At 69.6% G+C, this 12,962-nt stretch carries 10 protein-coding genes and 2 tRNA genes; 3 read left to right on the top strand and 9 right to left on the bottom strand.

Features of this window, described 5'->3' with window-relative positions:
* Window positions 1-56: 56 nt before the first annotated feature.
* Window positions 57-2,696, bottom strand: coding sequence for a valine--tRNA ligase (locus ACEZDE_RS07600; protein ID WP_380533776.1), 2,640 nt, complete (start codon window positions 2,694-2,696; stop codon window positions 57-59).
* 84 nt (window positions 2,697-2,780) lie between these two features.
* Here ACEZDE_RS07600 and ACEZDE_RS07605 point away from each other — a divergent pair, with 84 nt between their 5' ends.
* Both ACEZDE_RS07605 and ACEZDE_RS07610 read left to right on the top strand, forming a co-directional pair.
* On the top strand, window positions 2,781-3,569 hold the full coding sequence (locus ACEZDE_RS07605) for a peptidylprolyl isomerase (protein ID WP_380533778.1): 789 nt from the start codon (window positions 2,781-2,783) through the stop codon (window positions 3,567-3,569).
* 71 nt (window positions 3,570-3,640) lie between these two features.
* Entirely contained in the window at window positions 3,641-4,648 is a 1,008-nt protein-coding gene (locus tag ACEZDE_RS07610; RefSeq protein WP_380533780.1) for a hypothetical protein, read from the top strand.
* 71 nt (window positions 4,649-4,719) lie between these two features.
* On the opposite strand, the gene clpX is transcribed toward ACEZDE_RS07610, so the two are convergent.
* The 6 genes from clpX to ACEZDE_RS07640 all read right to left on the bottom strand — a co-directional run bounded on the left by clpX (window position 4,720) and on the right by ACEZDE_RS07640 (window position 11,243).
* Complete coding sequence (gene clpX / locus ACEZDE_RS07615; RefSeq protein ID WP_380533781.1) at window positions 4,720-6,009, bottom strand: ATP-dependent Clp protease ATP-binding subunit ClpX; 1,290 nt, start codon at window positions 6,007-6,009, stop codon at window positions 4,720-4,722.
* A 263-nt stretch (window positions 6,010-6,272) separates the two neighbouring features.
* Complete coding sequence (locus ACEZDE_RS07620) at window positions 6,273-6,935, bottom strand: ATP-dependent Clp protease proteolytic subunit (RefSeq protein ID WP_380533783.1); 663 nt, start codon at window positions 6,933-6,935, stop codon at window positions 6,273-6,275.
* Window positions 6,936-6,991: 56 nt separating this feature from the next.
* Window positions 6,992-7,609 carry an ATP-dependent Clp protease proteolytic subunit gene (locus ACEZDE_RS07625; RefSeq protein WP_380533986.1) on the bottom strand — a complete coding sequence of 206 codons (618 nt, stop codon included), beginning with the start codon at window positions 7,607-7,609 and terminating at the stop codon, window positions 6,992-6,994.
* Window positions 7,610-7,899: 290 nt separating this feature from the next.
* Window positions 7,900-9,297 (bottom strand): trigger factor, encoded by a 1,398-nt coding sequence (gene tig, locus ACEZDE_RS07630; RefSeq protein ID WP_380533785.1) that lies wholly within the window; start codon window positions 9,295-9,297, stop codon window positions 7,900-7,902.
* Window positions 9,298-9,606: 309 nt separating this feature from the next.
* Window positions 9,607-11,121, bottom strand: a complete 1,515-nt coding sequence (locus ACEZDE_RS07635; RefSeq protein WP_380533786.1) for an MDR family MFS transporter — start codon at window positions 11,119-11,121, stop codon at window positions 9,607-9,609.
* A gap of 45 nt (window positions 11,122-11,166) precedes the next feature.
* Window positions 11,167-11,243, bottom strand: a tRNA-Pro gene (locus ACEZDE_RS07640).
* Window positions 11,244-11,482: 239 nt separating this feature from the next.
* Here ACEZDE_RS07640 and ACEZDE_RS07645 point away from each other — a divergent pair.
* Window positions 11,483-11,556, top strand: a tRNA-Gly gene (locus ACEZDE_RS07645).
* 62 nt (window positions 11,557-11,618) lie between these two features.
* On the opposite strand, the gene ACEZDE_RS07650 is transcribed toward ACEZDE_RS07645, so the two are convergent.
* Both ACEZDE_RS07650 and ACEZDE_RS07655 read right to left on the bottom strand, forming a co-directional pair.
* A complete protein-coding gene (locus ACEZDE_RS07650; RefSeq protein ID WP_380533788.1) occupies window positions 11,619-12,764 on the bottom strand; it encodes a tyrosine-type recombinase/integrase in 1,146 nt (381 codons plus the stop codon).
* Window positions 12,764-12,958 (bottom strand): excisionase family DNA-binding protein, encoded by a 195-nt coding sequence (locus ACEZDE_RS07655; RefSeq protein WP_380533988.1) that lies wholly within the window; start codon window positions 12,956-12,958, stop codon window positions 12,764-12,766. The genes ACEZDE_RS07650 and ACEZDE_RS07655 overlap by 1 nt, the downstream gene beginning before the upstream one ends.
* Window positions 12,959-12,962: the final 4 nt, after the last annotated feature.

The raw sequence follows: 12,962 nt of genomic DNA on the forward strand, positions 1-12,962 counted from the left end.
TGCGCTGCCGACCACGCACCTCCGTGCACGCTCAGCAGACAGCTCCCCGCAGCTGCCTACCCCTCGGGCAACGCCGCAAGCTGCGCCGTCAGCCGGCTGATGTCCGCCTCCGCCTTGGCCTTGCGCCCGTGGATCTTCTCCACCGCCACCGGCGCCGCCTTCGCCAGGAACGCCTCGTTCCCGAGCTTGGTCTCGGCCTGCGCCAGCTCCTTCTCCGCCGACGCCAGGTCCTTCGCCAGCCGCTTCCGCTCCGCCGGGACGTCGATCGTGCCGGACAGGTCCAGCGCCACCGTCGCCCCGGCCACCGACAGGGTGGCCGTCGCGCTGAAGTCGGCCCCGGCGGGCTGCAGCTTGGCCATGGCGCGCAGCGCGTCCTCGTGCGCGGCCAGGCCGGTCCCGGACAGGTCCAGCCGGGCCGGGACCTTCTGGCTCGGACTGAGGCCCTGGTCCGCCCCGAACCGGCGGACCTCGGTGATCACCTGCTGCAGCTGGGCGATCTCCGCCTCCGCCGCGGCGTCGGCCCGCCCCGGGTCCACCGTCGGCCACGCGGCCACGACCACGGACTCCCGACCGGTCAGCGCCGTCCACAGGGTGTCGGTGACGAACGGGATGACCGGGTGCAGCAGCCGCAGGGTGACCTCCAGCACCTCGCCCAGCACCCGGCGGCTGGCGTCGGCCTGCGGGCCGCCCGCGAGCAGCGTGGTCTTGGACAGCTCCAGGTACCAGTCGAAGACCTCGTCCCAGGCGAAGTGGTAGAGCGCGTCGCTGAGCTTGGCGAACTGGTAATCGTCGTAGAACGCGTCGGTCTCGGCGACCACGGCGTTCAGCCGGGACAGGATCCACCGGTCCGCGGCGGTCAGCTGCTCCGCGGCCGGGAGCGGTCCGTCCAGGGTCGCGCCGTTCATCAGCGCGAACCGGGTGGCGTTCCAGACCTTGTTGCAGAACTTGCCCGAGGCCTTGACCCAGTCCTCGCCGATCGGCACGTCCGCGCCCGGGTTGGCACCGCTGGCCAGGGTGAACCGGACCGCGTCGGCGCCGAACTCGTTCATCCAGTCCAGCGGATCGACCGCGGTGCCGGAGGACTTGGACATCTTCTTGCCGAACTGGTCGCGGACCAGGCCGGTCAGCGCGATGGTGTGGAACGGCGCCCGGCCGTCCATCGCGTAGAGGCCGAACATCATCATCCGGGCGACCCAGAAGAAGATGATGTCGTGGCCGGTCAGCAGGACGTCGGTGGGGTAGAACTTCTCCAGGTCCGGGGTCTGCTCGGGCCAGCCGAGGGTGGAGAACGGCCAGAGCGCGCTGGAGAACCAGGTGTCCAGGACGTCCGGGTCCTGGTGCCAGCCCTCGCCGCTGGGCGCGGCGTCGTCCGGGCCGACGCAGACCACCTCGCCGTCCGGGCCGTACCAGACCGGGATCCGGTGGCCCCACCACAGCTGCCGCGAGATGCACCAGTCGTGCATGTTGTCGACCCAGCTGAAGTAGCGGCCCTCCAGCTCCTCCGGGTGGATCTTCACCCGGCCGTCGCGGACCGCGGTCCCGGCCTCGGCGGCCAGCGGGGCGACCTTGACCCACCACTGCAGCGACAGCCGCGGCTCGACCACGGTGCGGCAGCGCGAGCAGTGGCCGACGGCGTGCATGTACGGGCGCTTCTCGGCGACGATCCGGCCCTGCTCGCGCAGCGCGCCGACGACCGCCGAGCGGGCCTCGAACCGGTCCAGGCCGAGGAACGGGCCGTGCACGGTGATCACGCCGTGCTCGTCCATGACGGTGATGTTGGGCAGGCCGTGCCGCTGGCCGATGGCGAAGTCGTTGGGGTCGTGGGCCGGGGTGACCTTGACCGCGCCGGTGCCGAACTCCGGGTCGACGTGCTCGTCCGCGACCACCGGGATCCGACGGTCCGTCAGCGGCAGCGCGACGGTGCGGCCGACCAGGTGCGCGTAGCGGGCGTCGTCCGGGTGGACCGCGACGGCGGTGTCGCCGAGCAGGGTCTCCGCCCGGGTGGTGGCCACCACGATCGAGTCGTCGCCGTCGCCGTAGCGGATCGAGACCAGCTCGCCGGGCAGCTCCTCGTGCTCGACCTCGATGTCGGAGAGCGCGGTGAGGCAGCGCGGGCACCAGTTGATGATGCGTTCGGCGCGGTAGATCAGGCCGTCGTCGAAGAGCTTCTTGAAGATGGTCTGGACGGCCTGGGACAGGCCCTCGTCCATGGTGAAGCGCTCACGGGACCAGTCGACGCCGTCGCCGAGGCGGCGCATCTGGCCGAGGATCCGGCCGCCGTACTGCTCCTTCCACTCCCAGACCTTGGCGGTGAAGGCCTCCCGGCCCAGGTCGTGCCGGGACAGGCCGGACTCGGCGAGCTGCTGCTCCACCTTGTTCTGGGTGGCGATGCCCGCGTGGTCCATGCCCGGCAGCCACAGCGCCTCGTAGCCCTGCATCCGCTTGCGCCGGGTCAGCGCGTCCATCAGGGTGTGCTGGAACGCGTGGCCCAGGTGCAGGGCGCCGGTGACGTTCGGGGGCGGGATGACGATGGTGTACGGGGGCCTGTCGCTCTTGGCGTCGGCCTCGAAGTAACCACGCTCGACCCAGCGCTCGTACAGCGGGCCCTCTACCTCCGCCGGCGAGTACTGGGTCGGCAGGGTCTCGTGGGCGCCGTGGTCCCCGGTCTGATCGGGGCGCTGGTTCGTGTCGGTCACGGCACACAGTTTACGAGGCCGCGAGCATGGTCACGAACGGCTTTCCGGTGGGGCGGCCGCGGCGAGGGACGATGGAGGCACCAGGTGAGCAGCGGCAGCACGGGCAGCGGCGACGGCAGCGGCGACGAGCGGAACTCGGCGCGGCGGGCCAGGATCGCGGAGTTGCGGGCGGCCGAGCAGGCCAAGGCCAGGCAGCGGCGGACCTACGCGGTGATCGGCGCGGTCGTGCTGGCGGCGCTGGTGGCGGGCGGCATCGCCTGGGCGGTGAGCGACTCCGACTCCGGCTCTGGCTCCTCCACCAAGACCGCGTCCGGCTTCTGCGGCGACGTGGTGTCAGGGAGCCCCAACGGCAAGCAGTGGAAGACCGCTCCGGCGATGAGCATCGACACCGCGGCGACCTACACCGCGACGCTGAAGACCTCCTGCGGCGACGTCACCCTCAAGCTGAACGCCAAGGCCGCGCCGGTCACCGTCAACAGCTTCGTGTTCCTGGCCGGGCAGGACTACTTCGACCACACCAAGTGCCACCGGCTGACCACCAGCGGCCTCTACGTGCTGCAGTGCGGCGACCCGACCGGGACCGGCAGCGGCACCCCCGGCTACTCCTTCCCCGACGAGAACCTCACGGGGGCGACCTACCCGGCCGGAACGGTGGCCATGGCCAACTCCGGCCCGAACACCAACGGGTCGCAGTTCTTCCTGGTCTACAAGGACACCCAGCTCCCGCCCTCGTACACGCCCTTCGGCACGATCACCGGCGGGCTGGACATCCTCACCCGGATCGCCGCGGACGGCACCGCCGACGGCGGCGGGGACGGTGCACCCAAGGACACCGTGGTGATCAACAGCGTGCCGGTGGCCAAGCAGGGGTAAAGCGGACGAAAAGAAGGGTCACAGCAGAACGTGATGGACAGGCGCTGATGACACTGGTCTGATTATCGACTATGACGTACCCGCCGCCCCCCGAGCAGCCCTACGGTCAGCAGCCGCCTTACGGGCAGCCGCAGCAACCGTACCGGCCGCCGCAGTACGGTCAGCCGGAATACGGCCAGCAACCCCCGTACGGGCAGCCGGAGTACGGCCAGCAGCCGCAGCAGCAGCCGTACGGCCAGCCGCAGCAGCAGTACGGGCAGCAGCAGTACGCGCCGCCGCAGTACGGCCAGCAGCCCTACCCGCAGGCCGACTACGGGCAGCAGCAGCAGCCGCAGCAGTACGAACAGCAATACGAGCAGGCCCCGCAGGCCCCGTACGAGCAGCAGTCGTACGAACAGGCCCCGCCGTACCAGCCGGCCCCACCGCAGGCCGGCGGGTACGAGGTGCCGGACGCCGCCTGGGAGAACTTCAACAACTTCTCGGCGCCGCCGAAGCGCCGCAAGGGCCTGAAGATCGCGCTCAGCATCGTCGCCGTGGTGATCCTCGTCGTCGGCGGCGGCATCGCCTACGCGGTGAGCCGGGCCACCGCCGGGATGGGCGACTACAAGCTGGTCGCCCCGGCCACGTTCCAGGGCCTGAGCCGGCAGGACGACAACTCGATCACCAAGTCCATGCAGGGCGCCTCAGACAGCATGGCCAAGGACGGGGCCACTCCCCTGGTCACCAGCTATGTCACCTCGCCCACCGCCAAGCTGCCGAGCCTGCTGGTGATCGGCGGCTACGGCAAGCTCCCGCTGGCCAGCCTGCAGCTCAGCCAGTTCTGGAGCGGGATCACCGGGGCCGGCTCCGGCAACACGGTGACGCTCAAGGAGAACGAGGACGCCGGACCGCTCAAGGGCACCATGCAGTGCGCGCTGGTGAAGGAGGACACCGTCTACTTCCCGACCTGCGTCTGGGCCGACAACAGCACCTTCACCGGGGTGATGGACACCGCGCACATCACCAGCACCCATCCCGACCTGACCGCCCTGGCCGCCGAGGTGCGGGCGCTACGGCTGGTCATGGAGGTCAAGAAGTAGACCCTTGCAGCTGACGGAACGTCAAAGGGCCCCGGTACCTTGCGGTACCGGGGCCCTTCGCAGTCTCTCCGCTACGCCGACTTCTCCCGGCGCTCACGCTGGGTGCGCAGGTCGCGCGGCACCAGGGTCGGGTTGACGTGCTCCAGCACGACGTCCTCGGTGACCACCACGCGGGCGACGTCCTTGCGCGAGGGCACCTCGTACATCACCGACATCAGCACCTCCTCCATGATGGCGCGCAGCCCGCGCGCCCCGGTGGTGCGCTTGATCGCCTGGTCGGCGATGGCGTCCAGTGCGGTGTCGGTGAACTCCAGCTCCACGCCGTCCAGCTCGAACAGCCGCCGGTACTGCTTGACCAGGGCGTTCTTCGGCTCGGTGAGGATCTGCAGCAGGGCGTCCCGGTCCAGGTTGTGGACGCTGGTGATCACCGGGAGCCGGCCGATGAACTCCGGGATCATCCCGAACTTCACCAGGTCCTCGGGCATCACCGAGCGGAACTGGTCGCTGGACTCGATCTCGTGCTTGGAGCGGATGGTCGCGCCGAAGCCGATGCCCTTCTTGCCGGCCCGGGACTCGATGATCCGCTCCAGGCCGGAGAACGCGCCGCCCACGATGAACAGCACGTTCGTCGTGTCGATCTGGATGAACTCCTGGTGCGGGTGCTTGCGGCCGCCCTGCGGAGGCACCGAGGCGGTGGTCCCCTCCAGGATCTTCAGCAGCGCCTGCTGCACGCCCTCGCCGGAGACGTCGCGGGTGATCGACGGGTTCTCGCTCTTGCGGGCGACCTTGTCGATCTCGTCGATGTAGATGATCCCGGTCTCGGCCTTCTTGACGTCGTAGTCCGCCGCCTGGATCAGCTTCAGCAGGATGTTCTCGACGTCCTCGCCGACGTACCCGGCCTCGGTCAGCGCCGTGGCGTCGGCGATGGCGAACGGCACGTTCAGCATCCGGGCCAGGGTCTGCGCCAGCAGGGTCTTGCCGGAGCCGGTCGGGCCCAGCAGCAGGATGTTCGACTTGGCGAGCTCGATGCCCTCGTCGCGGCCGTGCTTGGCGCCGCCGTTCTCACCGGCCTGGACCCGCTTGTAGTGGTTGTAGACGGCCACCGAGAGCGACTTCTTGGCCGCCTCCTGGCCCACCACGTAGCCGTCGAGGAACTCGTAGATCTCGCGCGGCTTGGGCAGCTCCTCGAACCTCACCTCCGAGGTCTCCGCGAGCTCCTCTTCGATGATCTCGTTGCACAGGTCGATGCACTCGTCGCAGATGTACACGCCGGGCCCGGCAATGAGCTTCTTCACCTGCTTCTGGCTCTTACCGCAGAACGAGCACTTGAGCAGGTCGCCACCGTCACCGATGCGTGCCACGAGGTGCTTCCCCTTCGCCAATGGCTCCGTGGGGACAGGAGCCTGGTGCTTGGTTTCCGACGGTACTCCGTCAGGACCCCCGATCCGCCGTGTTCGGCGGTCTTGCCTCTTCCGCCCTGGGCGTAGCGCGAATCCGCGTCGGCTCTCAGGGTGGGCGGTGCACGGGTGGTACTACCCGATGGTGCCAGGCTGCGGCCCCGGCTCCAAGAGCCGGGGGCCGCCAGTCCGGGTGGTGCTCGTCTCAGTCGAGCCCCGGTCGGGTCTCAGTCGGAGAGCGAGCTCTTGCGGGTCGAGGTGATCTGGTCGATCAGCCCGTACTCCAGCGCCTCGGCCGCGGTGAGGATCTTGTCGCGCTCGATGTCCTCGCTGACCTGCTGCGGAGTCTGGTTGGAGTGCTTGGAGAGCATCTCCTCCAGTTGCTCGCGCATCCGCTGGATCTCGTTCGCCTGGATCTCCAGGTCGGACACCTGGCCGCGGCCGGTCTCGGTGTACGGCTGGTGGATCAGGATGCGGGCGTTCGGCAGCGCCAGTCGCTTGCCGGGGGCGCCGGCCGCGAGCAGCACGGCCGCGGCCGAGGCCGCCTGCCCCATGCAGACCGTGGCCACGTCGGGCTTCACGAACTGCATGGTGTCGTAGATGGCGGTCAGCGCGGTGAAGGAGCCGCCGGGCGAGTTGATGTACATGGAGATGTCCCGGTCAGGGTCCATCGACTCCAGGCAGATCAGCTGGGCCATGATGTCGTTCGCGGAGACGTCGTCCACCTGGGAGCCCAGGAAGATGATGCGCTCCTCGAACAGCTTGGCGTAGGGGTCGTACTCGCGGACGCCCTGCGAGGTGCGCTCCACGAAGCGGGGGACGATGTAGCGCCCCTCGGCGCGCATGTCCTCCAGGCGCCGCTCGGCGCTGGAAAGGCTGGGGATGTTCATGACGGTATGCCTCCGGAAGCGTACGGAACGTGGTCGTTGACGATGACTGGCGCGGTTCAGGCGCCCGTGCCGCCGCCGCCGGGGACGTCCGCGGCGCTGTGCATGATGGCGTCGATCAGGCCGTACTCCATGGCCTCCTGCGGCTGGAACCAGCGGTCCCGGTCGGAGTCCTTGGTGACCTGGTCCACGGTCTGGCCGCTGTGCTCGGCGATCAGCTCGGCCATCCGGTGCTTCAGCCGGACCAGCTGCTTGGCCTGGATCCGGATGTCGGTGGCGGAGCCGCCGAGGCCGGCCGAGGGCTGGTGCATCAGGATCTCGGCGTTGGGGAGCGCGAAGCGCTTGCCCTTGGCGCCGGCCGTGAGCAGGAACTGGCCCATCGAGGCGGCCATGCCCATGGCGATGGTCACCACGTCGTTCTTGATGTACTGCATGGTGTCGTAGATCGCCATGCCGGCGGTCACCGAGCCGCCGGGCGAGTTGATGTAGAGGAAGATGTCGCGATCGGGGTCGGCCGCGAGCAGCAGCAGCTGAGCGGTGATCTTGTTCGCGATCTCGTCGTCTACCTGCTGGCCGAGGAAGATGATGCGCTCGTTGAGCAGACGGTTGAAGACCTGGTCACCCAGACCGCCACCGCCGATGTCACCGGCGGCACGGGGCGCCATAAGGCCAGGCATCTGGAACTGGGGAGTCGTCACGTAATCCACCCGCTCATTGTGTCCGGACGGCTGAGTCGTCCGCCGTCACTGCGTCTCTTACGAGGGGTCCTGATGGACCGACAGTCACCCTGCCCCTCGTACCAAGGACCCTAACGCGCAGGCAGGGCCTGGCCATCCCCTACACAGAACTGTTCGCTGTGAGCGCAGGGTGACGAGGACGGCGAAGGGCCCGGACGCGGCATGCGTCCGGGCCCTTCCCGCGCTGGTGGGCGCGGTGTCCTGCGGGTGTCGTGCGGTGACCGCGGAGGTCAGGCCTCGACGGTCTCGTCGGCCTCGGCGGCGGCCTCGACCGCGGCCTCCTCGCCGTCCTCGTCCTCGTCCTCGTCGTCCTCGAAGTCGACGACGTTGCCCTCGGTGTCGACCACCTTGGCGGACTCCACGACGGCCGCCAGGGCCTTCCCGCGGACGACCTCACCGACGAGCAGCGGAACCTGGCCGCCCTCGACCACCTGCTGGGCGAACTGGTCCGGGGTCATCCCGGAACCGGCCGCACGGCGCAGCAGGTGCTCGGTGAGCTCCTCCTGGTTCACCGCGAGCTCCTCCTTGGACGCGATGGCGTCCAGGACGAACTGGGTCTTGATGCCCTTCTTGGCCTGGTCGACCAGCTCCGCCTCGAACTCCTCGGCGGTCTTGCCCTGGAGGGTGAGGTACCCGGCCAGGTCGATGCCCATCTGCGGCAGCTGGTGGTGCTCCAGGTTGTGCTTGCGGGTCTCCACCTCGTCCGCGAGCAGCTTCTCCGGGTAGGGCATGTCGACCAGCTCCATGAGCTTGTCGAGCACCCGCTCCTGGGCCTGGGTGGCCTGGTCGAACTCCTTCATCCGGACGAGCCGCTTGCGCGAGTCCTCCTTGAGCTCGTCCAGGGTGTCGAACTCGCTTGCGAGCTGGGCGAAGTCGTCGTCCAGGGCCGGGAGTTCCTTCTCCTGCACGGTGGTCAGGCTGACCGTGACCTCGGAGTCCTTGCCCTCGGCGGAGCCGCCCTTGAGCTCGGTGGTGAAGGTCGCGGTGCCGCCGGCCTCCAGGCCGGTCAGCGCCTCGTCGATGCCGTCGAGCAGCTTGCCCGAGCCGATCTCGTAGCTGACGCCGGTGGCGGTGCCGTCCTCCGGGACCTCACCGTCGACCTTGGCCTCCAGGTCGACGACCACGACGTCGCCCTCGGCGGCGGCGCGCTCGACGGTCTTGAGCGAGGCGAAGCGGTCGCGGAGCTCGTTGAGCTTCTCCTCGACGTCCTCGTCGGTCACCGTGATCGGGTCGACCTCGACCTCGATGCCGGTGAAGTCGGGGAGGGTGATCTCGGGGCGGACGTCCACCTCGGCGGTGAACTTCAGGTCGCCGCCGTCGGCGATCTTCTCGACGCCCTCCAGGCCGTCGATGTCGGGCTGGCCCAGCACGTCGACCTTGTTCTCGTCGACGGCCTGGGTGTAGAAGCGCGGCAGGGCGTCGTTGACAGCCTCTTCCAGCACGACCGCCCGGCCGAAACGCTGGTCGATGACGCGAGCCGGGATCTTGCCCTTGCGGAAGCCCGGAACCGTGACCTGCTGGTTGATCTTCTTGTACGCCGCGTCGAGGCTGGGCTTGAGCTCCTCGAAGGGCACCTCGACGGTGAGTCGAACCCGGGTCGGGTTCAGAGTCTCCACGGCGCTCTTCACGGTTGGGTCTCCTTGGGGGCTTTGCGGTCGGGGTGTCCGCCGCGCACCCGTTTCCAAGGGCGCACGGCGAGACGGGAGATAGGTCAGAGGCGACATCACCCGCCGGGGTGGTGGACGGTGAGCTCGCTCCTCGCCCTCGGGCGGGCGTCCCCGGTGCCACTCCCCTGGGTTCCGCCCCCGGTTTCCCTGGGCATTTCCTGAGGTCGCGCACACGCAGACAGCCGCCAGCGGTCCATCCTACCGGTACCACAAACGGCATTGGTCCCGGATCGGCCCGGGGGCGCCGGGAGGGCACTTCCGGGGCCCCGGTTATCCGGCCGGGGCGGGTGCGGGTTCCCGCTTCGCGGGTTCCTCGGCCGCCACCGCCGACCGCGTGGTCATGGTCGCCGCGGCGTCGCGGTCGGAGATGAACAGGGCGACGACCGCGGCGACCGCCGCCAGCCCCGCGGCCACCAGGAAGGCGGCGTGGTAGGCGGTGAGGTTCGCGACGGGCGCGGTGGCGGCGGGCGCGCCGGTCGCGGTGGCTGCGGCGGCGCGGACCGTGCCGATCGCGGCCAGGACCGTGCCGAGCAGGGCCACCCCGATCGCGGAGCCGAGCTGGCGCTGGGCGTTGAACAGGGTGGAGGCCCGTCCGGTCGCGGCGGGCGACACCGTCGCGAACGCGGCGGTCTGCGCGGGCATGAACACATGCGCCATGGAGAAACCGGTGGCGAACATCAGCGCCCGCGCGGCCCAGACGCTGGTGTCCGGGGTGAGCAGCGCCATCAGCGCCATCATCAGTGCCACCCCGGCCGCACCGCCCGCGATCAGCCGGCTGGGGCCGAAGCGCGGGTAGAGCCGACTGGCGACCTGGGAGGCGATCATCACCCCGATCGCCTCGGGGAAGGTGTTCAGGCCGGTCTGCAGGGCGCTCGCGCCGACCGCGTCCTGGTAGTAGAGCGGGAACAGGTAGAGCATGCCGAGGAAGGCCGCGCCGGAGATCAGGCTGACCAGGTTGGTGGTGCGGAACAGCCGGTCCCGGAACAGCCGCAGGTCCAGCATCGGGTCGGTGATCCGCAGTTCGACCAGCACCAGCGCGACCACGGCGGCGGCGCCGAGCACCGCGGCGGAGACGATCCGCGGCGTGCCCCAGCCCCGGCCCGCGCCCTCGGCCAGGGCGTACATCACCAGGCCGAAGCCGACCGCGGCGAGCAGGAAGCCGGCGGCGTCGAAGCGTCCGGCCCGCTCGGACCGGAAGTCGGGGAGGAACAGCAGGCCGAAGACCATGGCGGCGATGCCGATCGGGACGTTCACGATGAAGACCCAGTGCCAGGAGAAGGCGTCCACCAGCCAACCGCCGAGCACCGGGCCGAGCGCGGGGGCGACCGCGGTCGGGACCATCAGCACCCGGGTCGCCCGCATCCGCTCCTGCTGCGGGAAAGCGCGGAACAGCATGGTCATCCCGACCGGGGTCAGCATCCCGCCGCCGGCACCCTGCAGGATCCGGTAGAGGCTGAGCTGGTCCAGGCTCTGCGCGGTGCCGCAGAGCAGCGAGGCGACGGTGAACAGCGCCAGCGCGAACAGGAACACCCTGCGGGTGCCGAAGCGGTCCCCGGCCCAGCCGGACAGCGGCACGAACACGGCCAGGCTGACCAGGTAGCCGACGTTCACCACACCGACCGAGGCCGCGTCCACGTGGAAGCGGTCGCCGATGGCGGGGAGTGCGACGTTGACGATGGTGGTGTCCATGATCGACATGAACAGCGCGGCGACGAAGACGACGGCCACGGCGGCTTTGGGCGTGATCTGGATCCTGGCCGCGGGGGCTGAAGGGGCTGCGGGCATGACCGGCCCAACAACATCTGACAGCTCAGCTATTCCCGGTGTTCCTGGTCGGGGTGACCGGATTCGAACCGACGACCTTCCGCTCCCAAAGCGGACGCGCTACCAAACTGCGCCACACCCCGTACCGTCCAGTGGCTGGACGACACGTAGCGTACATGCAGAACGGCGGAGCCCCGGACGCTTTACCGCTTGATCCCCCGCCGCACCCGTTCCACCACCCGCGGCGGCGGGCGCGACCTGCCCCCGAGCCCCCGCGCCCCGCCCCGAACCGCGGCAACCCGCCGCGCGATCAAGTGGTGTGCATCCGCCCGCCCCGGTCCGGTACTCTGTTCCTCGAACGCGCTGCTCCGGCGCGCGCTCCGCGGGCGTAGCTCAATGGTAGAGCCCCAGTCTTCCAAACTGACTACGCGGGTTCGATTCCCGTCGCCCGCTCCAACAAGTTCGGCCCCAGCTCAGCGACATGATCGCTGGACTGGGGCCGATCTTCGTTTCGGGTCCTACTCCCCCGCCGTGCCCATTCCGTGCCCGATCCGACCGGAGCCCCGTTTCAGGCCGTTGACGATCTGTGCGTTGAGACCGTCGGCGATCACGCGCTGCCGTTCCTCGGTGGAGTGCTGGTAGATCAGTGCGGCACGGCCGGTCGAGTGGCCGAAGCGGGACATCAGTTCCCTGGTGCTCGCACCGGTTGCGGCCGCCATGTTGTTGCCGGTGTGCCGGAGATCGTGGAAGTGCAGTCCCTTGATCCCGGCGTCCCGGCAGGCCCTCCGCCAGACCCGGTTGAACTGGTTCTGCCGCGGAGTGCCGCCCTTCGCTCCGAGGAAGACCCGGCCGTCCCTGCCTGCTTCGGCGAAGGTGGCCATGTGGTCGCGGAGCGCCGGTACGATGGCGTCCGGGACGGCCACGGTCCGGATGCCCGCCCTGCTCTTGGGCAGCTTGGTGATCTGCTTCCCACTGCTCAGTTCGGCCACGGCGGAGCGCACCCGGACGGTTCCCGAGTCGAGGTCCACGTCTTGGCGGTGCAGGCCGATCAGCTCGCCCAGGCGCAGGCCGAGGAACGCAGCGAGCAGGACCATGAGCCGGTACCGGGGCTGGATCTTCTCGGCGAGGACGAATACCTCCGCCACGGTGGCGATCGGACGCTCGGGTGTGTCGGCGACGCTGCCGCCCTTGATCCGGCACGGGTTCCGCACGATGAGCAGGTCTTCCAGTGCTGTATTCATGATGGCCCGCAGCAGCGCGTACGACTTGGCCACGGTCGGAGCGCCAGCCACTTCGAGGTGGGCGGCGCGCCACAGCCGCACCGACGCCGGGGTGATGTCGGCGACCGCCACCGTGCCGAAGCCAGGCATCAGATGGAGCCGGAGCAGCATCTCGTACAGGTCCCGCGTGGTCTCCGCCAACCGGCGCTGCTTGATCCACGCGGCGGCGTAGACCCCGAACGGGATCTTCCCGGCGTCCGGGTCGATCCAGGCACCGGAACCGATCTCCGCCTGCTTGTCCGCCAACCAGTCTGTTGCCTCCTTCTTGGTGCGGAAGGTCTTGGGAGCGGGACGGTCGATTCCGTCCGGTCCCTTGTAACGCGCCTGCCAGCGACCGGACGTGAGCTTGCGGACCCGGCCGAACGCGCGCTTCCGAGTGGCCATCAGGCAGCCACCCCCATCCGACGACGCGGCGAGGCCGGGACCGTGTTCGCGGCCAGGTAGGCGTGGACGGCGGATTCGGCGATCCGGACGTGTCGGCCGACGTGGACGAACTCGATCCGGCGTTCCTCGATCAGTCGGCGCGGGAAGCGCTCGGTGGTGCCGAGAAGTTCGGCGACCTGAGCGACGGTGAGCATGCGG

The sequence above is a fragment of the Streptacidiphilus cavernicola genome (assembly GCF_042510955.1).
In the GTDB taxonomy this organism is placed as follows: domain Bacteria; phylum Actinomycetota; class Actinomycetes; order Streptomycetales; family Streptomycetaceae; genus Streptacidiphilus; species Streptacidiphilus cavernicola.